This window comes from Marinilabiliales bacterium, assembly GCA_007695015.1.
Taxonomy (GTDB): domain Bacteria; phylum Bacteroidota; class Bacteroidia; order Bacteroidales; family PUMT01; genus PXAP01.
The window spans coordinates 78,561-104,618 of record REEN01000055.1; the positions used below are offsets into that span (position 1 = coordinate 78,561).

15 protein-coding genes are annotated in these 26,058 nt (G+C 46.9%); 6 read left to right on the forward strand and 9 right to left on the reverse strand.

All coding sequences use genetic code 11. The features are described from left to right. The first annotated feature begins 33 nt into the window (after positions 1-33). From EA408_06505 to EA408_06515, 3 genes are all read left to right on the forward strand, one after another. On the forward strand, positions 34-1,809 hold the full coding sequence (locus tag EA408_06505) for a chloride channel protein (GenBank protein ID TVR72585.1): 1,776 nt from the start codon (positions 34-36) through the stop codon (positions 1,807-1,809). 67 nt (positions 1,810-1,876) lie between these two features. Beyond that, entirely contained in the window at positions 1,877-2,257 is a 381-nt protein-coding gene (locus tag EA408_06510; protein ID TVR72586.1) for a response regulator, read from the forward strand. 102 nt (positions 2,258-2,359) lie between these two features. Next, positions 2,360-3,643 (forward strand): serine hydroxymethyltransferase, encoded by a 1,284-nt coding sequence (locus tag EA408_06515; protein TVR72587.1) that lies wholly within the window; start codon positions 2,360-2,362, stop codon positions 3,641-3,643. A 120-nt stretch (positions 3,644-3,763) separates the two neighbouring features. Here EA408_06515 and EA408_06520 read toward each other — a convergent pair whose 3' ends face one another. From EA408_06520 to EA408_06535, 4 genes are all read right to left on the reverse strand, one after another. Continuing rightward, positions 3,764-4,591, reverse strand: coding sequence for a TonB family protein (locus EA408_06520; GenBank protein ID TVR72588.1), 828 nt, complete (start codon positions 4,589-4,591; stop codon positions 3,764-3,766). Further along, entirely contained in the window at positions 4,591-4,983 is a 393-nt protein-coding gene (locus EA408_06525; protein TVR72589.1) for a biopolymer transporter ExbD, read from the reverse strand. The genes EA408_06520 and EA408_06525 overlap by 1 nt, the downstream gene beginning before the upstream one ends. Positions 4,984-5,005: 22 nt before the next feature. Continuing rightward, positions 5,006-5,710 (reverse strand): MotA/TolQ/ExbB proton channel family protein, encoded by a 705-nt coding sequence (locus tag EA408_06530; GenBank protein TVR72590.1) that lies wholly within the window; start codon positions 5,708-5,710, stop codon positions 5,006-5,008. Between the two features lie 108 nt (positions 5,711-5,818). After that, positions 5,819-10,297 (reverse strand): translocation/assembly module TamB, encoded by a 4,479-nt coding sequence (locus tag EA408_06535; protein TVR72591.1) that lies wholly within the window; start codon positions 10,295-10,297, stop codon positions 5,819-5,821. 50 nt (positions 10,298-10,347) lie between these two features. Between EA408_06535 and tsaD the strand changes: the two genes are divergently transcribed. Then, entirely contained in the window at positions 10,348-11,373 is a 1,026-nt protein-coding gene (gene tsaD / locus EA408_06540) for a tRNA (adenosine(37)-N6)-threonylcarbamoyltransferase complex transferase subunit TsaD (protein TVR72592.1), read from the forward strand. Between the two features lie 84 nt (positions 11,374-11,457). On the opposite strand, the gene EA408_06545 is transcribed toward tsaD, so the two are convergent. Next, a complete protein-coding gene (locus tag EA408_06545; GenBank protein TVR72593.1) occupies positions 11,458-14,754 on the reverse strand; it encodes a hypothetical protein in 3,297 nt (1,098 codons plus the stop codon). Positions 14,755-15,000: 246 nt separating this feature from the next. Next, the gene (locus tag EA408_06550) at positions 15,001-15,489 is read right to left on the reverse strand and encodes a T9SS C-terminal target domain-containing protein (GenBank protein TVR72594.1); all 489 of its coding nucleotides are present in this window, start codon (positions 15,487-15,489) and stop codon (positions 15,001-15,003) included. Positions 15,490-15,649: 160 nt separating this feature from the next. On the opposite strand from EA408_06550, the gene EA408_06555 reads away from it, so the two are divergent. Both EA408_06555 and EA408_06560 read left to right on the forward strand, forming a co-directional pair. Continuing rightward, positions 15,650-19,804: a T9SS C-terminal target domain-containing protein gene (locus EA408_06555; GenBank protein TVR72595.1), complete on the forward strand. Its 4,155-nt coding sequence runs from the start codon at positions 15,650-15,652 to the stop codon at positions 19,802-19,804. Positions 19,805-20,006: 202 nt separating this feature from the next. Continuing rightward, positions 20,007-21,572, forward strand: coding sequence for an aromatic hydrocarbon degradation protein (locus tag EA408_06560; protein ID TVR72596.1), 1,566 nt, complete (start codon positions 20,007-20,009; stop codon positions 21,570-21,572). Positions 21,573-21,715: 143 nt separating this feature from the next. Here the strand turns inward: EA408_06560 and EA408_06565 are convergent, their stop codons facing one another. The 3 genes from EA408_06565 to EA408_06575 form a co-directional block, all read right to left on the reverse strand. Continuing rightward, on the reverse strand, positions 21,716-22,927 hold the full coding sequence (locus EA408_06565) for a phosphofructokinase (GenBank protein TVR72597.1): 1,212 nt from the start codon (positions 22,925-22,927) through the stop codon (positions 21,716-21,718). A 91-nt stretch (positions 22,928-23,018) separates the two neighbouring features. Continuing rightward, positions 23,019-23,444 carry a hypothetical protein gene (locus EA408_06570; GenBank protein TVR72598.1) on the reverse strand — a complete coding sequence of 142 codons (426 nt, stop codon included), beginning with the start codon at positions 23,442-23,444 and terminating at the stop codon, positions 23,019-23,021. Positions 23,445-23,600: 156 nt separating this feature from the next. Then, positions 23,601-26,054: a phenylalanine--tRNA ligase subunit beta gene (locus EA408_06575; protein ID TVR72599.1), complete on the reverse strand. Its 2,454-nt coding sequence runs from the start codon at positions 26,052-26,054 to the stop codon at positions 23,601-23,603. Positions 26,055-26,058 lie beyond the last annotated feature (4 nt).

Consider the following 26,058-nt stretch of genomic DNA (forward strand, 5'->3'; position numbering starts at 1 on the left):
AGTATCACCGCACAAAATGTATTTTTGTGTCAGATGGAGAAAAAAACGGCAATATCGCGATTATTTATCTGGATCATTGGTAATCTCAGGCACCGGCAACTGCTTCTTATACTTAGTCTCATTATTGGAGTGGTAAGTGGTCTTGCCGCTGTTCTGCTCAAAAATACCGTTTTCTATACAAATGAGTTCCTGACAGGCAGGCTTGCCCCTGAAACCGGCAATCTTATCTATCTGGCGTTTCCTGCCATAGGAATATTGCTTACCGTTCTGTTTTCACGGTATCTGATAAAGGATGATTTTTCACATGGTGTAACAAAGGTTCTGCATGCCATATCAAGAAAGGATTCAGTTCTCGCTCCCCATAACTCTTATTCCTCCATGCTCGGAAGCACACTTACTGTCGGGTTCGGCGGGTCTGTCGGACTGGAGGCCCCGATAGTCCTTACAGGGGCATCTATAGGGTCTAACCTCGGCAGGTTTCTCAGGCTGAATTATAAGACAATTACCCTGCTGATAGCGTGTGGTGCAACGGGTGCGATTGCCGGGATCTTCAAATCTCCCATTGCTGCCATGATCTTCAGCCTTGAAGTGCTCATGCTGGACCTTACCATGTGGTCGATAATACCTCTGCTGATCTCGGCGGTTACGGGTGCAACGATAGCAACCCTCTTACTTGGGCAGGGTGTGGTTTTCTATTTTACCATGCCTGAACCATTTGTTACCGCAAATATCCCGTGGTTCATACTGCTTGGAATAATTACCGGTCTGGTCTCATACTATTTCACATGGGGATCCATGAGAATTGAGGCAGGACTGAGAAAGGTGTCAAGCCCTTATCACAGGTTGTTCTACGGTGGCGCCGTTCTGGGCATCCTGATTTTTCTGTTTCCCCCTTTGTACGGAGAAGGATATGGCACACTCAGTGCCCTGCTGGGAGGAGATGCCAGTGAAATTGCTGCCGGGAGCCTGATAGATGGTATTCGTGACAATTACTACGTTTTTATTGCATTCCTGCTTCTGATACTTGTTTTCAAAGTTGTGGCAATGGCGGTAACAACCGGAAGCGGCGGAGTAGGAGGGATCTTTGCCCCGTCGCTTTATATGGGTGGGGTTACCGGATTTGTAGTGGCAAGCCTCATCAATCATTTCTCATTCATTAACGTGTCGGAGCGTAACTTTGCGCTTGTTGGTATGGCCGGTCTTATGGCCGGGGTTATGCATGCACCGCTTACGGCAATATTCTTAATTGCCGAGATAACAGGAGGTTATGAGCTGTTTATCCCCCTCATAATAACAGCAACGATATCATACCTAACGATAATGTACTTTGAGCCCCATTCAATCTATACCAAAAGGCTGGCATCAAAAGGTGAATTGATAACCCATCACAAGGACAAGGCTGTTCTTACCCTGATGAAGATGGGGCCGGTAATCGAAACCGACCTGAAAACCGTGCATCCTGATGACAGCCTTGGCGAGCTGGTAAAGACCGTCTCCAAGTCCAGGAGAAACATCTTCCCGGTAACCGATCATGACGGCAATCTTCTGGGAGTTGTACTTCTGGACAATATCAGGGATATAATTTTCAAACCTGCACAGTACGACCAGGTCCGTGTGTCTGATATCATGGACATACCTCCGGAAACTGTTTCGAAGGATGAAAGCATGGAATCTGTAATGCGTAAATTTGAGGATTCCGACGCGTGGAATCTTCCTGTGACCGATAAAGGAAAATATGTGGGATTCATTTCAAAATCAAAGATATTTTCGGCATACAGAAAGATACTTCTGCAATTTTCGTCGGAATAGTTCCCTGTGCTTTAAAAAAAAACACTATATTTGATTTGGGTGCTAACCAATTAATATTGTTTGCAGGATGAAAGGAAACAGATCCGGGAAACTGGTATACGTGGTTGATGATGATTTGCCCAGTTACCAGTTGATAGAGGAGCTTCTTTCCGGCAAAAGAATTGCCCTGAAGCATTTTACAAATGGTGTAGATCTGCTGGATGCCTTCAGCAGCGGTAAAAAGCCAGAACTGGTAATTATGGATATACAGTTGCCGGGGACTGACGGACTTGAACTGACGAGAAAGATTAAAGCAATGGGAGATAACATCCCTGTTATTGCATACACCTCCTATGCTATGGCCGGGGACAAGGACCGGTGCCTGGAAGCCGGATGTGATGAATATGTCTCAAAACCTGTCGACCTAAAGCATTTTGCAGCACTGGTTTCCCACTATCTTGACGGCTGATCATACCCTGACCATTACGGCTGTTTCTCTTTACAGTTTGCCGGATCTGCGATTCGGTAAAAAAGATGTATTTTCGCTTCTATAAAAACAAATAACAAAATCATGCAGAGAGATAAAATGATATTTGACCTGATCGAAAAGGAGGACAAAAGACAGCTTGAGGGTATTGAACTGATAGCGTCAGAAAATTTTGTGAGCGACCAGGTAATGGAGGCCATGGGGTCGTGCCTGACCAACAAGTATGCTGAAGGATACCCGGGAAAACGTTATTATGGCGGTTGCCAGTATGTAGATGAAGTTGAGACCCTTGCCATTGAGAGGGTGCAAAAGCTTTTCGGCGCCGGGTATGCCAATGTTCAGCCCCATTCCGGTGCACAGGCAAACGCCGCTGTAATGCTGGCTGTCCTGAAGCCCGGGGATACGTTTTTGGGACTTGACCTGTCGCATGGGGGGCATCTTACCCATGGTTCATTTGTCAATTATTCCGGGATACTCTACAGGCCTGTTGCGTATGAGGTTTCAAAAGAAAGCGGACTGGTAGACTATGATATGATGGAGAAACTGGCAGAGAAGGAGAGGCCGAAACTGATCATAGCCGGTGCTTCGGCATATTCGAGGGACTGGGACTATGAGAGGATGAGGGCCATTGCCGACCGCACCGGCGCCCTTCTTATGGCCGATATTGCCCATCCGGCGGGATTAATTGCTACGGGTATGCTGAACCACCCATTCCCCTGGTGCCATATCGTTACATCAACAACCCACAAAACACTCCGGGGTCCCAGGGGCGGAATTATACTTATGGGAGAAGATTTTGAAAATTCCTGGGGACTGAAAACCCCGAAAGGTGCAGTGAAGATGATGTCGCAGATACTGGACTCGGCCGTATTCCCGGGAATGCAGGGCGGACCTCTTGAGCATGTGATAGCTGCAAAGGCAGTGGCTTTTGAGGAGGCTTTGTCAGATGGGTACAAAAAGTATATGATGCAGGTTAAATCCAATGCTTCTGCAATGGCAGATGCTTTTACCGGAAAAGGTTACAAGGTAGTATCGGGTGGTACGGATAACCATTCAATGCTCATTGACCTGCGGACAAAGGTGCCGGAATTAACCGGCAAGGTTGTGGAGAATACCCTCGTGAAGGCTGATATTACCATAAACAAGAACATGGTACCCTTTGATGACCGTTCTCCGTTCCAGACATCCGGCATAAGACTTGGAACACCTGCCGTAACTACCCGGGGAATGAAAGAGAGGGATATGACAGAGATCGTCAACCTGATCGATGAGGTGATTATGAATATCGACAACGACAGCACCATCTCCCTGGTAAAGGATAAGGTGAATGCCATGATGGCAAAATTTCCGAAATTTACGTGGGACTGAACAACCCGGGCATGTGAGCGGCACTTCACTGAAAAACCACTCTGCCGGAAAACAATTATGATTTCATCAGGCTGATCCGGTGAAGTTGTTCTTATGCTTACTGTAATTTGGTATTCCGGACTACTGCAGACGGAAGTGATAAGTTATGGTTCCCCTTTGTGAAGCAGGGGCATCGGGGCGGACGTTGAACCTGGCTCTTTCTGCCGCCCTCCGGGCTGCATTGTGAAGATATTCATTATGGATGGTTGTACCCCTTACTCCGGGTAAGGCACTTGTAACTTCGCCCTGCCTGTTTACGGTAACCTGAACCACAACAGTGCCTTCAGCCTGACGCTCGTAATCGGGGGGTGGCAACGAGGTAGCCGACCTTCCATCAAGGCTGAATGAGATGGCGTCGGGACTTCCCGTATCACCACCTTCCCTGTGAGTTGATGCCGGATCTCCTGTTGCACGTCCCTGGTCACCTTCACCTTCGGTTTCCCCCTCGCTTGCTCCTGTATCTCCTGTCTCGGTCCTGCCCGGGAAGAGTGCATCCGGATTTGGCCTTCTTTCCGGGACCTCTTCGGCAGCCTCCTGTGGCGTCTCCTGCTCAGCCGGTGATGGTTGCGGTTCAACGGGCGGAGTGACCGGATCGGGCTGCCTTTGCTCTTCGGGTTGCGGCACAGGTATGGCCGGTGCCTCCTCAAAGTCCTGCGTGATTATCTCTTCCTCTGCTTCGGGTTCACTGACCGGTGGCGGCGGAGCAGCCGGCGGCGCAGTTCTTTGCTGCTCAGGCTGTGTCATCCCGAAACCTTCATCATCTGTTCCGAAATTTATTATTATTCCCTCTTCACCTGGCAGCGGGAGTGGTGTGGAGAAACCGAGAAAAACGATAATAAGGGCTATGGCCACATGGAAAGCAGTGGTTCCTATAATACCTTTTTTATGTTTTTCAAATAGTTCAAACATTATCTGGCACTTGTGGCAAGTATTAGCCTGTATCTGTTGTCTTTGGCAATATTCATGACCCTTACTACCTGCTCCATGGGTACGCTTCTGTCAACATGAAGTGAAATTGTAGGGTCTGGTTCGCCTGACAGTCTCTCCTGCAAAACCCGTTCCAAATTTTCAACCTCCACCGGTGTGGTCTCTACGTAAAACTCAAAGTTTCTTGTAATAGAAACAGTTGTTATGGGGTTCGCCAGTGTCTGGTGCATGCTTTGAGGCAGCAGCAGCTTCAGGGCATTTGGCGCTATCAGGGTTGATGTTATCATAAAGAATATGAGCAGCAGGAAAACGATGTCGGTCATTCCCGACATACTGAAACCTGCCTGTATCTTGTTTCTGCTTCGCAGTGCCATATCTGGTCTGTTAAGTGTTATATCAGTTGACCGGTTCGTTAAGCAGGTCCATGAACTCGGTAGTATTTGCTTCCAGTCTGAAAACTACCTTCTCAACTTTTGCCACAAGGGCATTATAAGCGAGAAAAGCCATGATACCTACCATAAGGCCTGCCATTGTCGTGATCATTGCTGTATAAATGCCGCTCGACAGCAAACTGACATCTATATTGGCGCCAGCCGTAGACATATCGTAAAAGGCCCGGATCATTCCCATTACGGTTCCAAGAAAACCGATCATCGGGGCGGCGCCTGCAACTGTAGCCAGGAATGGAAGCCCTTTTTCAAGTTTATAGATCTCAAGCTTTCCCACATTCTCAACTGCGGCATTTATATCATTGAGAGGCCGGCCGATACGGCTTATTCCTTTTTCGATCATTTTGGCAACCGGGTTATCGGTTGACTGGCAAAGGGTTATTGCAGAGTCGATCTTGTCGTCATGAATATAATCCTTGATCTTATTCATAAAATTGATATCCACCTTTTCAGCCTTCTTTATTGCAAAATAGCGCTCTACAAAAATGTACACAGCAACTATTGACAATACAACTATCGGGATCATTACCCATCCTCCCTTGAAAGCCAGCTCCCAGTAAGACATTGTTAGTTCTCCCTGTTCCGCAAGTGGTTCCAGGTCATTCAGATTCTCCGATAGGGTGATCTGCAGAAGTGATAAGTAGTAGGTCATCTGTAAAATACAATTAGTAACTTGTTAAACAATGGTTGGTAAATTAAATAATCAGCCAAAATTACATCAATCATTCCATCCAAGCAAATAGTGACAAGAAAATTACTGTTATGGTTCAGATGCTTCCTCTTCCCGCTTTGCTTCTGCAAAAACCATATTCCAGTAACGTCTCATAAGTTCGTCGAAACTGTCGAAATCTTCCCGGTAAAACAGTCCTACACCCTGGGTGTAAGGAGAAAGATGTGTCCTTATAAGATTGTCGTTCGCCCGGGTGAATGCTTTGAGCCTGAGTTTGCCGCTTCTGTTGAGTTTAATATCAACGTCGAAGTCTCCCACTATGTTACTTGTGTTCATTTGACGACCGCCAACATCCACATTGCCGTTGATCCTGACCCTGTCGTTCAGCACCTGGGTTGAAAGGGCCAGTTCTACTTCATCAGGCGTGATTTCATCGCCTGGCCTCCAGTTAACCCCGAAATCAATATCCCTGCTTAACTGTGACAACCAGTTGCTGAGCTGGTTGGAAAAGAATTCGCTGACTGTCGTGATGCTGGCTTCCGTCGCGCTCATGCCCAGGTTGGCGCCCATTCCCGGGCCTGACAGATCTTCTTCGACAATGAAATTATTAATTACCAGAAGAGCGAGAAACTGCCTGTTTCTCTTTTCTTCATCACTAAGAATTCCCTGTATGTTTCTTCTTGTATCGGGGTCGGCTGTTGGCAGGTCAATGTCAAAAGTTATATCGGGTGTCATCAGGTTTTCCCTCATGATAATATGACACTCAACAGGGATCCTCCTGGTATAAGCGTCTGATGTTCCGTATTGTGCGAGCAGCGGCGCAGGGGAGGTCCTCAGCCTGTATACAGCCTTCATATCTATATTGGCATCAAACGGATCACCGTTCCAATTGATCCTCCCGCCCCTTTCTATCTCAAACCGTTTGTTTATTACATTCTGAAGCGTGAAAAGATAATCACCCTGTTCAATTGTATATTCGCCGAACATACTGAACTGTCCCAGTGTGTTGATCTCCATTTTGAATGATCCGCTGCCCCTGCCCCTTATTATGTCGCCTATCTTTGAGTCGAATATGATCTGCACCTCTGCATCGGGTGTGACGTCGAGGTCAAAGCTGAGCTGTATTCCTGAAAGATCGACTTCGTAGTTTCTTATACCTTCAACAGGTTCTATGCCGGCTTCATTGTCTGCTGACCCTGTAAAGCTAAGAAAATGCAGTTCCCCTACCTCGCTGCTTTTGTGAAGTGGTATGAAGAACTGGGTGTTACGGTCGGTTCGTGCAGAGATATTCATAATAATATTGTCAACGGGTCCGGTAATATGAACAAGTCCGCTTGCAAAAACACGGCCATAAAACTGTTCATTATCCCTCTCCATTGTGTTCAGGGCCATGAACCGTTCGGGATACAGGTGGATGTTCAGGCTGAAGTCCCTGAACCAGGTATGTGATACACGCCCGCTTGCACGGCATGTGTTGTGGTTTGCATCGTATACAACAATGTCGTTAAAAATGATGTCATTATCTCTTATTTCCACCTCATGGGTAAAATTATAGCTGGTTTTGAGATAGTCAATCATGAATGAGGCTTTTTGCAATAATATGTTACCATTGAAGCGGGGTTGTCTGAGGTTGCCTTCGAGTCTCAGGTTTCCTCCAGCCAATCCTCTCAGGTTCCCGAAAACCTCATCAATGTAACCGTCAAAGGTGCGGAGGTTGATCTTGGCCAGTTCTATCTCAAAATCAAGCAGATTGCCATCGGGTGTATACTGTCCCTCCATGTTTATGATCCGGTCGCCGTCACGTTCGCTGTGGGTATGAACCGCAATGCTCCTGCTTTCAGGTAGCCACTTCGTAATAATATCCATATCGCCAAAGACCTGGTGATTGATTGTGAGATCTTCAATTTTCAGGTTGGTGCCGAATAACGGATTGGCATGAATATCCGACAGGCTTGCTTTGCCGTTAACTATTCCTGCCAGGTGGAAACTCCCGGGAGTGGCTATCAGCTCAATGGTCCTCAGTTCCATATCGTGGAATTCAAGGTGAATGGAATCAAGCGGGTCTTCAGAAAGTTTGCCGTTCAGCATGAGCTTCTGGTGGGGCATGCCGAAGACGAAGTCTTCAATCTGGTAAGATGAAGAATCAATTATCGCCCTGCTCTGTTCAACGGTCCAAAGCGTATCAGCAATATAAATATCTGAAGGCATGATATCCACGGTTACAAGAGGAGTGGCTTGCCCGGGTCTTCTTTCAAATGTCACCCCGGCATTAATTTCTCCTTTGTACCTGATTTTCTCCCTGTTATCCCATGCAGCATGGAAGGAGGTGCTGTCATTGATTATGCCCGACCTGATACTGATGTTTTCAATTTCAAACCGGTTGGCAAAAAGCAATCTCTCTATTGCGGAGCTGAAATTGAACAGTGAGTCGGTCGAATTTGTTTCAATATTTATTCTGCTGAATACGTGGTTATTGATCCTAACCTCATCTGACTGTGCATTAACTGCAGTCAGGTAGGATGCCGGGTCGTAAACCCCTTTCAGTGTGGTACCCGATGCAAAATAGAGGTCAGGAAAAAAGAAGGATGTAAATTCTTCAGTCTCCTTAAGGTGAAGGTCGAATGAAAAATCGTTCCCTGAAGGATCAGGTACTGGTTTGTAATTGACAGCGTATGAGGGAATATATTTGTTAACCAGTGTATTTATTGATGATGTAATAGTCGCAAACTCATAGTTGCCTGCAAGGTAACCATCGGCAAGGTCTGAGCTGAGGATTATCTCCCTGTTTTCTCCGGTCCCGGTTGCCTGCAGGCTAAGGTTTTCTATCTGCAGATACTGTTCATCTCTTGTAAACCGGGCATTGACCAGGTCTACCCGCCCGCTCAGGTTATCCGGGCTGTTTCCCCTGAATGAAGCAGTAGAGAGGAATGAAAGGATTGTGCCGGGCTCATCCTTCTCAATATTAAGATTATACATGTTTGCGTCTGAAACATTCGCCGAAAAATCAAATTCCGGGATCTCGTCAGAAATATCTATGCTGCCCAGAAAATCAAGTATTATGTTCGGGTCATTTATATGAGCCGACCCTGAATAACGCCTGTTCGCCACCTCACCGGCAAGCTTGATGTTTTTGTAAGTGTATTCATTAAATCTTACAGAGTCTATCGTGCCGTCCAGATCTGCGTAAACAGCACCTCCGGTGGTGATCTGCCCACTAGTTTCTGCATTGAACGTAATTCTGCCCAAAAGATCCGCACCCGAAAGGAGGCCAGCATCAAAGTGGACCGCCCGCATCCGGCCGCTGAAGTTGAGCGTGTTATCGGTGTCGGGCTGAAGTGCGAGGTCGGTGATCACCGAACCGATCCCGGTTGTTAGTTCGCCATAAGCCACAAAGTCGTCTATGAAACCTGTGAATTTTCCCCTGTAGTCAATGTCACCAATGTTTGCAAGAATTTCAGGTGCCTGATCAGCAGTGGGTTCTCCGACTGCCGACACCACCTTCATTATATCCGCTGCGCTGGTGGACAGGTTGTCAAGATCAAAAAACATAAATGTCTGGTCAATATCAGGCAATCCAATCATGTTGAAGCTGGCCGTCATACTGGTGCCATCAAAAGCCTCAATATTTAACCCGGTGCCTCTGAGATTGCTGACTCTGCCTCCGGCCTCGCCGGAAAGCCTGACTGTAAGGTCAACCTCTTTCAGACCGGGGGCAAAATATGCCAGGTCATTGAATGATATCCATGAGGGCCTGAAGTGGCCGGATAACGTAACCCTTCCGACAAAGTCTTTGAAGTCGGCGAAATCATTGAAGGCCATCTGGTAGTGTTCAAGATCAAGTCTTGAATAAGGCGTCATTATCCGCAGGCCGTCCAAACGGATTCCTGCCGGAGAAACTGTGTTTTCAGAAGAGAAGTGATCAACGGTAAAACCGCTCTTCTCTTTCAGGTTAAGATACCTGATGTTGAAAAAAACAGTATCGGCCGATGTCTTTATCCGGTCAACCAACAGGTTCAGGCGTGTAATTCCGATATCCCCGAAATCGATTCCAGACTCCCTTGCCTCTGGGTCATATGCCCTGTAGGTAAATGAAGAATTTTTCAGATATACCGCATTTATCTCAAAATCCCAACCCGTTCTGGTGGTATCATCAGATGCAACGGCATCGATTATAAACTGCAGGTTAAGAACAGAATCGGCATCACTGGCCAGGTTTATAACAGCATTGTTCATCAGTATCTGGTTGAAACCGATACTTCTTCTGGCACGGTTAAGGTGATTGATTGTAACGGTAATACGTTCAGCTCTGAGCAGGATATCACCCCGCTGATCTTCAATGATAATATCACTCAGCATCACACGGTTGAAAAATACAATATCAACCCTCCCCACCTCAAATTTTGCATCCAGGTTTTCCGAAACCTGCCTGGCAATCTGATTTGTGAGATAGGTCTGCACTGATGGCATTCGAGCCAGAAAATATACTCCCGCAGGAAGGGCTGAAATTAACAGTACAGCAAGGGCTGCTATCTTGAGTATTTTTTTGATACCTTTGAGCTTTCTTTTCAAACGTAAAAGAATAAAAAAAAGTTCATATATAGTTAATTTGTTGAATAATAATGTCGGCTGTTATCCTCGGTATTGAATCATCATGTGATGACACATCGGCGGCAGTTATTTCCGGCGGGGTCATACTTTCAAACAGGATAGCCGGTCAGGAGGTACACAAAAAATATGGCGGTGTGGTCCCTGAACTGGCTTCAAGGGCGCATCAGCAGAATATCGTTCCGGTTGTCGACCTTGCGCTCAGGGAGGCAGGTATGACTGCCGGCGACATTTCTGCCGTGGGATTTACCAGGGGTCCTGGACTTATGGGTTCGCTACTGGTGGGAACCTCCTTCTCAAAAGGCCTGGCTCTTAGCCTTGGGATCCCTCTTATTGAGGTCAATCACCTCCAGGCCCATGTTCTTGTTCATTTTATCAGGGAACCCGGTAAGACCGGGAGGGTCCCGTCATTTCCCTTTATTTGCCTGCTTGTTTCAGGAGGCCATACACAGCTCATCATAGTGAGAGATTATCTTTCGATGGAAATAGCAGGCCAGACAATCGACGATGCTGCCGGTGAGGCTTTCGATAAATGTGCCAAGCTTATGGGATTACCTTACCCCGGCGGACCCTGGATTGATAAACATGCAAAAGAAGGTAACCCGCAGGCATATGCGTTTGCCAGGCCTTCGGCAGGAGGGTTCGATTACAGTTTCAGCGGACTTAAAACGTCATTTCTCTATTTTTTAAGGGACAGGGAAAAGGAGGATCCCGGGTTCATTAAAAAAAACCTCGGCGATCTGTGCGCATCACTGCAACATACAATAGTTGAGATACTGATGCATAATCTTGACAGGCTTGTTTCCCATACCGGTATCGGTACGCTCGCGCTCGCAGGAGGGGTCGCGGCCAACAGCGGATTGAGGGAAGCTTTTGCGGGTTATGGTGCAGGGAAGGGTTATGATATGTTCATACCAAAGCCGGCATATACTACCGACAATGCTGCCATGATTGCAATAACCGCATATTATAAATATTTAAGGAAAGAGTATTCCTCACAGGATATTGCCCCAGATGCAAGGTTCGGTTTCAGTTTCTGAGTGGGACCATCAGCGAGATGCATATACCAGTGATGATTATATTATCACCGGTTTGTTGCCAGGTACACTCCGATAAAATATCTGTCAGACGCGCACACCCATGACGATTATATCGTCAACACGCTCGAATGATCCCTGCCACTCTTCCAGCTCCATCAGAAGAATTTCTACCTGCTCCGACATTGGCTTTTGATGAATATCCAGAAGCAACTGCTTAAGACGCTTTATCATGTACTTTTTTCCCTTCGGGCCACCGAACTGGTCCTGGTAACCGTCGGAGAAGGTGTAGATTACATCACCGTCTTCAAGCTTTACAACATGATTTGTAAATGGCTGGTTGGCCCTGTCGTGAATGCCTATTGGCATTTTGTCTCCTTTGATCTCAATAAGTTCATTGTTGCGAATTATGAGAAGGGGGTTATTGGCTCCGGCAAATTCAAGGTTCCTGTTTTCCATGTCGAGTATGAACAGGGAGATATCCATGCCGTCCTGTGCTTCTCCCGTTTTGCCGGTCTGATGTAGTGAGGCTATAACCTGTTCGCGCAACTGGTTGAGTATCTCGGCTGCAGTTACATCATCGGGACTTTTGTTTACGACCTCATTCAGGAATGCAATACCCAGCATACTCATGAAGCCTCCCGGAACACCGTGTCCCGTGCAGTCGGCCGCTACCGAGATAATCCTGTTTTTGAGCTTGGTAAGCCAGTAAAAATCGCCGCTTACAATGTCTCTTGGCAGGAAAAGGATGAAGCGCTGCGGCAACAGCTCTTTCACATAATCACCCGGCGGGAGGATTGCAGTCTGTATCCTGCGTGCATATTCTATGCTGTCGGTAATATTCTTGTTCTGTTCGGCAATCATGTCGTGCTGTTCCTCAATCTCCTCTTTCTGCTTTACAATCTCAGCCGTCCGTTCCCTTACAATGCCTTCCAGGATTATCTTCTCTTTCTGAAGCCTTCGTGAATTAAGCAATACAATGACATAAATAAACAGGGAGAGAAGAATGAGGTAACCTATATAGGCGACCATGGTCCTGTGCCAGGGAGGGTGGATAAAGAATTCAAATGATGCCGTGCTGCTCTCGACACCGTAAACGTTTCTTGCCCTGACCCAGAAAGTGTAGCTTCCCTCCCGGAGGTAAGTGTATTGCGCCCTGGTTTCGCCCGACCAGGCTGACCATCCGATATCCTCTCCCTCAAGGTACCAGCTGTATTCTGTCTGGTCGTGGCTGTCAAAGAACGGAGATGCAAACTCAAATTCTAGCCTGTTGTTGGCAAAACGCAGCCTGGGTTTGATCTGTTCAGGCTGTGTGCCGGAGATCAGCATCCTGCCGTCTTCGGCCAGCCTGTAATTCGTGCCGTCAAAGATCACAGAGTCAATCTGGCTTAAAGTTACTCTTCTTATCAGGGTGTTGAATGGCTGCCGGTAATCGCGGATAATGTTTTTGTTGTAGCTGTATATTGTATTGGAAATAGCAACCCAAACGATGCTGTCCTCATCCGGGTATATGGCATCGCACCAGATAGGGGGCAGAGGCCTGAAGGGTGCATCATCCGGAATATATTTGCCATCTTCTGACATCCGAAGGACAGATATCCATCTTTCATGCTCGTCATATGCCGATATCCACAATAGCCCTTCTTTATCCTTTACCATATGGTAAACCCCTGATTCCGGCCTTCCCGGAATTTCGGCAAATCTTTCGTCGGGGTAAAATATATCTTCTGTTCCGTCAAATCTGAAGATGCCTTTTGTTGTTGTGAAAAGCAGCTCTCCACCATATTCGGCTATGTTTATGTTTCTTAAAAGTTCAGGAAGTCCGTCATCAGTGGTATAATAACGGGACAGGGTGTCCTGGCCGGTAAATTCAACCCTCAGGAAACCGTTGACGAAGGTGGTAAGCCACAGGTTACCCTCAAGATCCTCCCTGATGTTCCTTATTTCGTCCCTTACAGGTCTTATTTGATTGAGGCTCCATTCATTCCCGTCATATTCAATATACTCAAGATCAGCCGCCAGTCCGAGATAAATCCTGCCGGGATGATGCTCAGATACATGAAGCGAAAAACAGTTGTGAGTTTTGCCAGCAAAGTTGCCGGTTATTGATTCAACCCTGCCTGATCCGTCAATCTCAAATACTCCGAACTGTGAACCAACAATGAGTCTTTTGCCCTTTCCAGGCAGGTTGGCTTCAGCAAAGCTGGTTGCAGGGAGCCTGATCTCATCAAGAGGTTTGAATACAGGCAGGTTACCTTCATCATAGGAAAGCCGGAACACACCCAGGCTCGTTGCAGCATAAAGGGTGCCCTCAAATCTCCTGACATCGGCCACAATACCTCTTAACCCGCTTTCTTCACCGAAAAAGCTCAGGGGGTTGTGATTCTCAACGTAGGCAATTCCATTGTTCATTGTTATCCATAACGGCATCTGCAGTCCATCATCATGATTGTTGAAAACTGCGGTAATCTGCTCATCCCTTAACTCGTTCTCATATGTCAGCAGGGTGTTAAACTCTCCGTCGGGTGAGGTAATGATCGCGCCGCCGTAAAGCGTTGCAAATGCATGATATCCCCCTGAAAGGTGTGTTGCATGATAAAGGCCGTGTTGTATCAGATATTGCTGTGCTTCCGGTAAAATGATATTCCTGTCTGTTTCCCCGGAAAGGAGGTTGTAGAGGTAAACACCTGACTGGTATGTGCATATCAAGACATGTTCGTCGTCATGGGGCAGAATCTCCAGGATATTTTTCATCTCGAACAGATCGCCGTTTTTGACAACGTCATAGCCGTCATCGGAAAGCTTTATAAGTCCCCTGTGCATCGTTCCAGTATACAATTCATTATTTACTGCAAAGGTCATGAAGGGAGAGAGCTCCTCATCGCCCATAGCTATTCGTCTTTCTCTGATCTCATTGTGGGCATAAATAAAAATTACCGGACTCGTGCAGAAGTAAACGGTATCGTTGATAACATGGGTTTTCCATACGTCATGAAAATCAATGAAGGCTGAGTCAATAAGGTGTGTAAGTGACCTGTACTGCAAATGTCCGCTTTCGTCAGGGGCCAGGTATCCCAGCTCTCCTATTGCGCCGACATAGATCGTTCCATTGTCATCAATTGTGAGGCTCCTGACCGGAGAGTTATTGGGAATGGGAATGCTTCGCCAGCTTGATCCGTCAAATTCAAGAACTCCCCTGTCATTGTTGCCGAAGTACATAACTCCCCTTTTATCCTGAACCATGCTCCAGTTCTGCTCAGGAGCACCATATTCGAGAGGGGCGAAATTTCTTACAAAGGGTGTCCCGTATTTGTTTGGCTGTCCCCATGAAAGCAGGGGGATAGAAATAATCAGCAGCAACAAACCTGTAATTCTGAAGGCCATACACTATGTCACTAATTAGTAAAAATAACAGATGACTTAAAAAATATCAGCAAGATACAAAAAATTGAATTTTAATGAGCCTGTTATCCCACTTTATACGTAATTTGGAAATGAAAGTTTTTTCAATAAAGGTTTTCCGGGAGACAGCCTTGCAGCAGGCTCCATCTCAAGTCCGTTCCGCCGGAACTGTTCCTGCCTGCAGAACCGGCTTTTGTCTTGTGTTTTTGAGGTGGAATGATACCGCCGTCAATATTTTACTATCCTGTATGTTTTTGAGAAATCTCCTTCGGATGTAAATACCTTCAGCAGGTATGTTGATCTCTGTAGTGATTGCAGTTCAATATTTATATAATCGGTGCTGCCGTCAGATTGCCTGTCTATTAGTTTCCTGCCAACAAGATCGTACAGTTCGACACTGATATATCCTTCTATTTCACGGGACCACTCGACTCTAACGAAATCAGTTGCAGGATTGGGATATACCCTTAAGTCGAAAGGCTCATTTATATGTTCTGCAGATACAATTCTCATATCAGGTTGCTGGAAACCCTGGGTGAGAATAAAATCATTCGAGAAACGGGTTTCAGTTACTGTTTCACCCGAGGTCCAGCTGAGGTTGACATCTCCGTTGGATGAGAATCCTCCGGCTGCCGATACGACAAAGGGTGATAAGGACTGTCCTGCGAGCGGCAGGCTAAGGCTCACTATTGCTATTAATACCAGAATTTGCTTCATAATTGAAACAATTTGGTTAATAAACTTTTGAATAAAATTACAAAAAAAGTATTATAAGTCAATATATTTCAGCAGAAAAAAACATGCGAGAGCCTTATTTATACGATCTTTAAAAAGATTATATTTTTTTGCGGGATAATTTTGCACTATTTTTGGTTATATGTTCTCAGGTCCCGGATATTATCCTGTACGGAGGTTCTTAGCCGTTTTACCGCTGCTCATTCTCGGTACGGGAATTATTTTTTCAACCGGCAGGAATACCGTCAGGTTTGAATCCGGCCCGGCGGCAACAGAGATATCAGATAACAGTGACCAGGGCTTCAGGATAAGACAAACCATTTCTTCGGTTGATCTTGGCGAAATTGATACTGACCATGGGACCTTTACGGTCATTGAATCAACAGGTCACAGATCGGCCACCGGACACGGTGCGCCTTTGCTTCCGGTAACCAGCAGGCTGATTGAGATACCCCGGGGTGCAGAAGTGTATTACGATATTATCTCATTCAGAAAGGAAACAATTGCCATGCAGGATCATGGCTACAATAATCCGGTTATTCCGCAGCAACCTCCGGTGTCTAAAAGTGATAGTTTGCGTAACCATGAATTCGTATTTCTTGAGAGTGTATACGAAAGAAACGAGTTTACAGGTCCTGACCTTGTGTTGATTGAAGAGATCGGTGTAATGAGGGGGAAGCGTATTGCCAGAGTGCAGATCTCGCCGGTAAGCTACAACCCTGTGAGAAAAGAGCTTGTTGTTTACAGAGACCTGGAGGTTGAGGTAGGTTTCCTGAACCCTGAACCGGAAAAAACTGACCGAAGCATGTCGCTGTATTCTCCCCTGCACCAGGCTGCTTTTGAATCAAAGATTTTCAACTTCAGGGAAGAGCGGCTGAAAACATATTTCAGCGGAGGGCCCGTAAGGTATGTTATATTGTCTGATCCTGTGTTTGAGGAACACCTGGCCGGTTTTGTAGATTGGAAAACCAGGAAGGGGTTCGAGGTTATTGAGATGTACAGGGGCACTGAGGAAGTTGGCAGTACGCCTGCGGAAATGAGGGCAGCGCTGGCTGATCTGTATCATTCTGCAACACCTGAAAATCCTGCACCGGTTTTTTTACTTATAGTGGGAGATCATGACCAGATCCCTGCCTTCCGTTCAGGCGGACACTATACAGATCTCTATTATGCAGAGTATGACGGTGACGGAGATTTCCTTCCCGATCTCTTCTACGGCAGGTTTTCTGCCAACAATCCCGGTGAGTTGCTGCCGCAGATAGAAAAGACCCTCATGTATGAGCAATACCTCTTCCCCGACACGGAGTTCCTCAATAATTCAGTGCTGATTGCCGGGGTCGACAGCAGGTTTGCCCATGTACACGGGAACGGTCAGCTCAATTACACCACCTCCTATTATATTAATGAAACCCTCGGGATCAATGCGCATACATTTCCCGTGCCCCATCAATCCGGTACCACGCAGGAGATCAAGGACCTTATCTCATCAGGGGCAGGATTTGTTAATTATACCGGACACGGACTTTGGAACCGCTGGAACAATCCACTGCTGTCGGTCGACGACATACCTTTCCTTCAAAATGAGGGAATGTATCCGCTTATGATCGGCAATGCCTGTGAGACAGCAAAATTTAATCTTTATGAGAGTTTCGGCGAAGCGGTTCTCCGTGCCGACCGGAAAGGTGCTGTTGGTTATATAGGCGCCTCCAACGATACCTACTGGGACGAGGATTTTTACTGGGCAATAGGTGTGGGACCAATATCTTCCAGTCCGCTGTACGAACAATCGGGTCCGGGTGCCTTTGATCGACTTTTCCATACACGGGGGCAGCCATATACAGAATGGTACGTTGCCCAGGGGCAGATCCAGCAGGCCGGTAACCTGGCTGTTAGTGCAGGGGCTACCATGGCGCGCACCAGGTATTACTGGGAGGTTTACCATTTGCTTGGCGACCCGTCGCTTATGATATATTTTTCAGAACCGGATCCACTGGCCGTAGAATATCAGAATGTTGTGCCTCCGGGTGCAACAAGCCTGGCTGTTATGGCTGATCCCTACAGTTACGTGGCTCTTTCTTCGGAGGGACAATTGCTTGATGCCAGGTATACCGGACCGGCGGGCGCAGTGCAGCTTGATTTTGACAGCCTGGTTGCCGGGGTTGAATATGAGCTTATAGTTACAAGGGAAAACCGGAGACCCTATTTTGGTGGTATAAACGTATCCGAAACAGGCAGTCCGTTCATATCTCTCAGGTCGTTCAGCCTGGATGACAGTGAAGGCAACAATAACGGCTTTGCAGAATCGGGCGAGAGAATATCACTTGACCTGATCCTCAAAAATTACGGTGACACCCCAGCCGGCGACCTGTTTGCTGAACTTGCAAGTGACAACAAAAATGTAAGTGCTGTCATCTCGGAATATATGCTACCTGACATTGACCCCGGATCTGAAGAAGAGATTAAGGGTGGGTTCAGTTTTGACATATCCCCTGAAGTGCCTGACGGTGAGATATTGTTCTTCAGCCTGAAAGTAACTTGTGGCGACACCATGCACTGGGTATCGGATTTTACAATTGAAGTCAGGGCCCCGGAGATCGAAAAGCTGGGATTCAGGATTGAAGATAATGATGGAACCAAACGGTTCGGTCACCTTATGGCCGGTGAGACGGCGAGGTCGGTACTTGAGTTTGTAAATACAGGGTCTGCGGCAATTTACGATGCAGAGGTATGGTTTGCCGAGAACAACAGGTACTACGTATTCCATGATGCCGATCCGCCTTATAATATTATAATGCCGGGCGATACGGTTTTACATAATGCAATGATCACTGCCCGCACCAATATTGATTATGGGTCATTCACTACGCTTGTAGCAGGTATCACCTCAGAGAGGTTTGTCTACGCAGGTGAACTACCGATCAGGATCAATACTGTTTATGAGGATTTTGAGTTTGCCGGACTTTTTAATGCCAGGCCATGGAATACCGGCCCTGAGAATGGATGGTTCCGCACTCCTGATTCTGAATCCGGCCGTTACAGTCTCCGCTCCGGAATGATCAGTCATAATGATACTTCGGAGATCAGGATAAGGATGAAGGTTTCCGGTCCGGGTACAATCTCATTCAGCCAAAAGGTTTCATCGGAGGCCAGGTACGACTTTCTTGAGTTTTACATTGATGAGAACAGAGCCGGAAGATGGAGCGGATTCCATGAATGGTCGGCTGCCGAATTTGATGTGGAGCCTGGCAACCGTGTGTTCCGGTGGCAGTATATTAAAGACGGTTCGGTCAGCAAGGGGCATGATGCAGCATGGATAGACGATGTGGTGTTCCCGCCAGGCAAGCTTGTGGCCCTTTTCGAAGACGAGGCTGTTATAGATATCGGGCCTGCAGATCTTGTTTCACCTGTTTCGGGTCAATGGATCAGAGGTATGCAGCCGCTGATCATGCGTGTAGGGAATTACGGCAACTATCCCGTAACAGAATTTGAAGCGGGGTACTCCGTTGATGGTTACGCCCCAGTGATTGAATCATTCGAAACTGTCCTCGAGCCCGGCGACCATGTTGATGTAACATTCAGCATACCGGTTGATCTGAGTGACCCGGGCCAGTACGATTTAACCCTGTTCACAGTTCATGTGTCAGATTCAATCAGCCATAATGACACTCTTATTCTCAGCCTTACGGTTCCCGAGGTGCATGATATTTCACTGACTGGTATTGTAAGGCCTGTAAGCGGAGCAGATATGGGTGGTACAGAGGTTGTGGAGGCCGGTATTGAGAACACCGGGAACATGGTGCTTTCCGGCTTTGAGCTCGGATATTCATTGAATGACACTGCGACAGTGAGCGAAATATTTGATGGAGAGATATATCCGGGTGAAAATATGTTTTATTCATTCGCCACCGGTGCCGACCTGTCTGAGCCGGGAACCTACCGGCTTAGGGTGTACGTCCTTCTTGAACTGGACGCAAAAACCGTAGGCGACAGCCTGGATATTGAAATAGAGAACATAGTGACCGGCAACCTGATTCCTGGAATTGATCAGGAAGGGGTCTCCGTTTTCCCGAACCCGTTTACCGGAACACTGCATATAAGTATTAAAGACAGGGATCTCTCCCGTGTCACTGTAAACCTTGTGTCGGCGGCTGGTATGCTGTTATATGACAAGGTCCTGTCTGTTGCTGAGGATAACCCGGTTATCAGGCTTGATACTCCCGGCCTGCCTCCGGGTATCTATTACCTGAAAGTCTCAGCCGGCGAGAGGACATATGTTGTTCCCGTGATCCGTAACTGACCTGCACCATTTCACGATCCTGATAATATTCGAATCCTGTTCGAAAAAATTGCCCTCCAAAACATATGTAAGCAACTGAACAGTTGTGGTTATTGTATAATAATTTCATAAATAGAATTATTTTCGGAATTGGTTCGAATAATTTTTTGTTCATTTGTACAATAACCCTAAACCAATAAGTAGAATTAATCCTTTAAAAGCCATGAAAAAACTTTTTACTTTGATTTTGATCGCAGGCTTTGCGATCCATTCTGCATGGGCAGGTGGTATTATGACCAATACCAACCAGAGTGCCTCATATATAAGGATGCTTGCCCGTGATGCCTCCCTTGGCATCGATGCAGTTTATTACAACCCGGCGGGATTGACACGACTTTCAGATGGATTCCATCTTTCGCTCAGCAATCAATCTATCTGGCAGACAAGAAAAATCGACAATACAATGCCTCTTCTCAACAGCGGTTATTACCAGGGTGATGTTTCAGCCCCCCTGTTCCCTTCCGTTTATGCCGTATACAAGACTGGCAGACTCGCCGTATCGGGTGGTTTTATGCCCGTTGGCGGTGGCGGCGGAGCCGAATATGAAAGAGGGCTTCCTTCATTTGAGACTACTTTTGCTGCTGTTCCTGCGCAATTGACCAATTTTGGACTTCCAACGAACGCTTATGATATTGATATCTTTTTTGAAGGCTCTTCCATATTTTTCGGCGGACAACTTGGAGTGAGCTACCAACTTGCCGACATGATTGATGTATACGGCGGATTGCGGTACGTTACTGCTACCAATACCTACAAGGGACACCTTCGTAATTTTACGGTTAACCCCGCTCACCCCCTCAATCCCGGTGGAGGAATGGTTAGCGGAAGCGAATTCCTTAACAACCTTGCTGCCGTTGCTTCAGGAGCTGCCCAGAGTGTTCAGCCTCTTATAGACGGTGGAGCCGGATCACTTACGCTTGATCAGGCTGTTCAGATGACTCTTATTTCAGAGGAACAGGCCATGCAGCTGGCCGGGGGACTGGGAGCAATGTATGATGCATCGATGACCATAAACCAGGTTCAGGGGGCATATTCCACCACAGCTATGACCGCGGCCGGATTTGCTGGCGAGTTGACAGACAGGCGTGTAGATGCGCGCCAGACCGGTTCGGCTATTGCCCCTTTGCTGGGTGTCAACCTGCAGCTTTCAGACCAGTTGAATATCGGGATCAAATATGAATTCCTTACAAAGCTTGAGCTTGAGAATGACACCGAAATAGATGAAACCGGCATGTTCCCCGACAGGGCTAAAACACGCAGTGATATGCCGGCCATGCTGTCGGTAGGCGCCGCATTCAAGGCAACACCCCAGCTGAACATTGCAGGCGGGGTTCACTACTACTTCGACAAGTCGGCCGATTACGGGAAGACTGTCGGAGGGACCAGGGTAGACAATGATGTTGTCATCGACAATAATTTCATTGAGCTGGCTCTCGGACTTGAATATGATGTTACTGAAAGCCTGCTTGTAAGTACAGGCTATCTCCGTACCATAACAGGGGTGAATGAAAAATATCACAGTGACCTCAGCCACAGCCTTTCAACTCATTCTATCGGATTGGGAGGACGTTACGCCATCAACGATATGATTGCTGTTAACCTGGGCTTCCTTATGACATTCTATGATGAAGACCAGAAGGAATTCACCATGCAGGGCCTGCCTCCGTTCACGGAGATCTATAACCGTGAAGTTATGGTATTTGCGATAGGACTTGACTTTACGTTCTAGTATGCCCCTGGCTTCCCCCGGGTTGCCCGGAAAATTTTGTTAACCGCTCTGGTCAGGCGGGATACGATGCACAGGTATATGAATCAGTAATGGGCTGTCCTTTTCTGGCAGCCCATTACTGATTTTGTCCAAATTCGCAGGTATCAGTTATCGGTTTCTCCGGTCATCAGGAAGAGGGGCTTCATTTCAAAGCTTTCGTAGATCGGCCTCAGCCTGTCGGTGTTGTAATGTTTCCGAACGTCTACCAGTTTCTTCGAGCTGGTAACAACATCAATAGGTACGTTGTCGTACCGGCCGTTCTGAAGGACTACAAGCCTTCCGTGTATTCCCTTGAGTATAAGGTCAAGTGCCAGATTGCCGAAAGCCATGGGGGCGATCGAGTCAATTGCGTCGGGATCACCTCCCCTTACCAGGTATCCAAGTTTCTGGTTAATTACATTGATAGGCCTTCCTCCGTTATATTTAGCCGAAAGCTGAACCATCTCACTTGAAACGAGGTCGCCTATGCCGCCAAGCTTGGCATGCCCGTATGCGTCTTTTTCCTGGTTTTGGAACACCATTTCTCCACCTTCAAACATGGCGCCTTCTGAAACCAAAACTACCGAGTAGTTGCTGGGGTTCTTCTTGCGGTCTTCCACCATCAGCCTGGTCAGTTTTTCCATGTCGAATTTGTACTCGGGGATTACACAGCGGTTTGCTGCTCCGGCCATGGTTGGCAACATTGCGGTAAATCCTGCATACCTGCCGAACACCTCAAGCACCAGGAAACGCTCATGTGATCCTGCTGATGTGCGCAGAATATGGGTCATCATTATTGTACGGGTTATACAGGTACTGAACCCAATGCAGTAATCGGTTCCCGGAACATCGTTATCCATGGTTTTGGGAATTGCAATTACCTTGAAGCCTTCCTTGTATAGCCTTACACCGTAACTCAGAGTGTCGTCACCACCTATAGGTATAAGGAAATCAATGTTCAGATAGGCCAGGTTCTTCAGTACCTCGGGTGTAAGGTCATTGATCTCTTCCTTGTATTTGTCCTTCAGATGCTCCGGAACCTGGTTCTTCTTTACCTTGCTTGGGTTGGTCCGGGAACTGTGCAGGAAGGTGCCCCCTGTCCGGCCGGCTTTGTTGACGATCTCTTCTGTAAGATCAAGATAGAACTCCTTGTTGTTGGCTTTGGGTTCGGGTTTCATCTCCATTATGCCGGCCCATCCTCTCCTGATGCCTATTACCTTATACCCTTCGCGGATAGCCCTTATAGTAACCGCCCTTATGGCGGGATTCAGTCCCGGAACGTCTCCTCCTCCGGTAAGGATTCCAATAATTCCTTTTACCTTCTTTGTTGTTGCCATGATATTAGTTTAGTTAATTGTTGGTTTTTGAAGAGCCTAAAAGTATAAAAAAAACCAAAATGTTCAAAAGCGAATCAGGCATGAATCAAGTTTACCTGCACTCATCCACTTCTTTAATTTCAAGATCTTCTATTTCCCAGCTGAACTCCTCTGATTGAAGATCTTCGTTGCTGAGGATTCCGCTCTGGTAATACATGCCATTCAGCCTTCCTGTTTTGGATCGCCTTGAGTTGATGCACAACTCTGTCAGGTCACTGCTCTCCTTGAGCTCAGGGCCCATATAGAATTCGACAACATAGCTTACCGATACGGGGTGCCTGTTCCTGTTCCGTATCCGGAGCCTCAGTTCGAGGGGACTGTCACTGTCGCGCCAGTCAGAATTAGCCCACCTGTACTGGATAATAACTCCGTCAACTTCGGAATGGTCAACATAACGTCTTTGTGCCGAGGCTTCCTGGGTGCTTCCAGCAAAAAGTAGAGCCAGGGCAATAAATGCAAGCAAAGTAATCTGTCTCATAATTTATTATTGTTTTGATTTGGTTTGGTGAGGCCGCATAGTGAGGTCCTCTTTAATTGCATTAATACTGATTGTGTAAAATGTCACACAAATTGCCGGTTGCTCTGTCGGGATTAAAACGGAGCTCCTGTCTACGATGTTGTCAAAATCACTGCCTTATTTCCTGATCCTCGCTCCGGCTTCCCTTTCAAATGCCCCGGCCAGTTTCACCATGACAGCATCTATGGTCTCGTCACGCATTGTTCCCTTAATATCCTGCAATATAAAACTGACCGCGTAGGATTTTTTGCCGGGGGCTATTTTTTCTCCTTCGTAAATATCAAAAAGAACTATGTCTTTTAAAAGTTTTTTCTCTGTTTTATAGGCAATTTCTTTTATTGTACTGTAATTAACCTCCCTGTCAAGTTCCATGGCGAGATCACGCCGCACTTCGGGGAAGCGTGGTAATTCAGAATAGGCGATCTTCTTTCTGGATGCTTCATTAACCATAGTCTCCCACCATATACTGGCAAAAAACACACTGTTTTTTATACCTGTGATACTGCAAATACGGGGATCAACTTTCCCGAATTCGGCAAATATTTCCTTTCCTTTTGAAATTCTTAATCCGTAACTAAATATGTCCGATTTCGTTTCATTATGTTCAAATTCTTCCTGATCCAGCCCTGTTCTTTTAAAAACAGATGAAACATAGGCTTTTATATCGAAAAAGTCGGCGTCCTTATCATTACTGTTCCATAAGGGCTTCGAAGTTTTCCCCGAAAGGAAAAGTCCCAGTTGCATACTCTCCGAATACTTTTCCAGCCCCTTTTTTCCTGAACCGGATTCAGTGCAGCTATATACATTGCCAAACTCATAAAGTCGGAGGTCGGAATTCTTTCTGTTTGAATTGTAAAGAATCGTTTCGAGTCCCCCAAAAAGCAGAGTCTGACGCAGGCTGTCAAGATCGGTGCTGAGGGGGTTTAATATTTTCACAAGATGTTTTTCAGGAAAGGCTTGAAGCTCTTTATAATAAGAGGACCTTGTAAGCGAGTTGCACATGATCTCGTTAAATCCCAGGCTGCTCAACAAGCCGGCCACGGTGTGCAGGTATTTCTCGCGGTCGGGTTTTTCTGAGTACGAAAGTGTGGAGTGCACAGTAAGAGGCACCGGTACCCGGTTGTAACCGTATATGCGAAGGATCTCCTCTACCACATCTGCCGGCCTGGTAACCTCCACCCTGTAAAGGGGTGCCTCAACCAGCAAACTTTCCTTTTTTTCTTCAGCGATCCTGAAATCGAGAGAAGAGAGGATTTTCCTGATTTCATCAAGGGGTATTGCCGTCCCCACAAGAGTATTAACATATCCGGTATCGAGCAGGATCATGGCCGGTTCGGCTGAAACCGGGTAAACATCGGTCACATCCGACGATATATCGCCGCCGGCTATTTCCTTTATAAGTAGAGCGGCCCGTTTAAGGGCGTAAACTGTGACGGAGGGGTCGGTTCCGCGTTCAAACCTGAATGAGGCATCGGTGCTTATCCCGTGCCGGCGGGCTGTTTTTCTTACAGATATTGGGTCGAAGCAGGCACTTTCCAAAAAAATGTCAGTGGTGTTTTCGTCAACCCCGGTGTATTTGCCTCCAAGCACACCAGCTATACACATTCCTTCGCTCTCATTACAGATTATCAGGTCTTCGGCATCAATCTCCCTCTCTTCGTCATCGAGCGTGATAAGTTTTGAGCCGGGGGGAAGATGTCCCACAATCACCTTTTTGCCTTTTATACTGGACGCGTTAAAAGCATGGAGTGGCTGCCCCGTTTCATGAAGGACGAAATTGGTTATGTCGACCACATTGTTTACAGGTTTAAGCCCTATGGACCTCAGCCTGTTCTGAAGCCATTGAGGCGAAGGGGCCAAAGTAATGCCGCAAATGGTCAGTCCGCTATACCTTTTGCACGCCTGCGGATCATCAATAATAATTTCAACCGGAAAGCTGTCATTGTCAGGTCTGAAATCCTCAACAGAAGGCCGGTAAAGCCTGACGGCCTCAGTTAAACCCAGCCTTGCGGCAAGATCACGTGCAACACCGAAATGAGAAGCAGCATCAATTCTGTTAGGGGTAAGGCCAATCTCAAACACGGTGTCTTTCTCAATTCTGAAGTATTCAGCTGCAGGTGTGCCGGGTACAGCATCATTATCAAGCACCATGATACCTTCATGTGAATCACCCAGTCCCAGCTCATCCTCGGCACATATCATCCCTTCTGATTCTTCTCCCCTGATTGTGGTTTCACTGATCCTGAGCGTTCTGTTGCTGAACTGAAGCTCAGATCCAGGGAGGGCAACAATCACTTTTTGCCCTTCCGACACATTCGGGGCCCCGCATACAATCTGACGGGTTCTTCCTTCGCCGGTATTTACGCCGGCCAGCACAAGCTTGTCGGCTCCCGGGTGCTTTCTGCATGAAACAACTTCTCCCACAACCACCTTTTCCAGTCCCCCGGCAACAGACTCAAAAGTTTCAATGCCTTCCACTTCCAGTCCGATGTCTGTGAGGATACCGGCTATTTCAGACTCATCAAGGCCTGTTTCCAGGTATTGTTTCATCCAGTTCAGTGCTATCTTCATGTAG

What these genes read in the sequence shown, in the direction of transcription:
- EA408_06505 (TVR72585.1), top strand. Translation starts at nt 34, where the DNA reads ATGGAGAAAAAAACGGCAATATCGCGATTATTTATCTGGATCATTGGT.
- EA408_06510 (TVR72586.1), top strand. Translation starts at nt 1,877, where the DNA reads ATGAAAGGAAACAGATCCGGGAAACTGGTATACGTGGTTGATGATGAT.
- EA408_06515 (TVR72587.1), top strand. Translation starts at nt 2,360, where the DNA reads ATGCAGAGAGATAAAATGATATTTGACCTGATCGAAAAGGAGGACAAA.
- EA408_06520 (TVR72588.1), bottom strand. Translation starts at nt 4,591, where the DNA reads ATGTTTGAACTATTTGAAAAACATAAAAAAGGTATTATAGGAACCACT.
- EA408_06525 (TVR72589.1), bottom strand. Translation starts at nt 4,983, where the DNA reads ATGGCACTGCGAAGCAGAAACAAGATACAGGCAGGTTTCAGTATGTCG.
- EA408_06530 (TVR72590.1), bottom strand. Translation starts at nt 5,710, where the DNA reads ATGACCTACTACTTATCACTTCTGCAGATCACCCTATCGGAGAATCTG.
- tsaD (TVR72592.1), top strand. Translation starts at nt 10,348, where the DNA reads ATGTCGGCTGTTATCCTCGGTATTGAATCATCATGTGATGACACATCG.
- EA408_06545 (TVR72593.1), bottom strand. Translation starts at nt 14,754, where the DNA reads ATGGCCTTCAGAATTACAGGTTTGTTGCTGCTGATTATTTCTATCCCC.
- EA408_06550 (TVR72594.1), bottom strand. Translation starts at nt 15,489, where the DNA reads ATGAAGCAAATTCTGGTATTAATAGCAATAGTGAGCCTTAGCCTGCCG.
- EA408_06555 (TVR72595.1), top strand. Translation starts at nt 15,650, where the DNA reads ATGTTCTCAGGTCCCGGATATTATCCTGTACGGAGGTTCTTAGCCGTT.
- EA408_06560 (TVR72596.1), top strand. Translation starts at nt 20,007, where the DNA reads ATGAAAAAACTTTTTACTTTGATTTTGATCGCAGGCTTTGCGATCCAT.
- EA408_06565 (TVR72597.1), bottom strand. Translation starts at nt 22,927, where the DNA reads ATGGCAACAACAAAGAAGGTAAAAGGAATTATTGGAATCCTTACCGGA.
- EA408_06570 (TVR72598.1), bottom strand. Translation starts at nt 23,444, where the DNA reads ATGAGACAGATTACTTTGCTTGCATTTATTGCCCTGGCTCTACTTTTT.
- EA408_06575 (TVR72599.1), bottom strand. Translation starts at nt 26,054, where the DNA reads ATGAAGATAGCACTGAACTGGATGAAACAATACCTGGAAACAGGCCTT.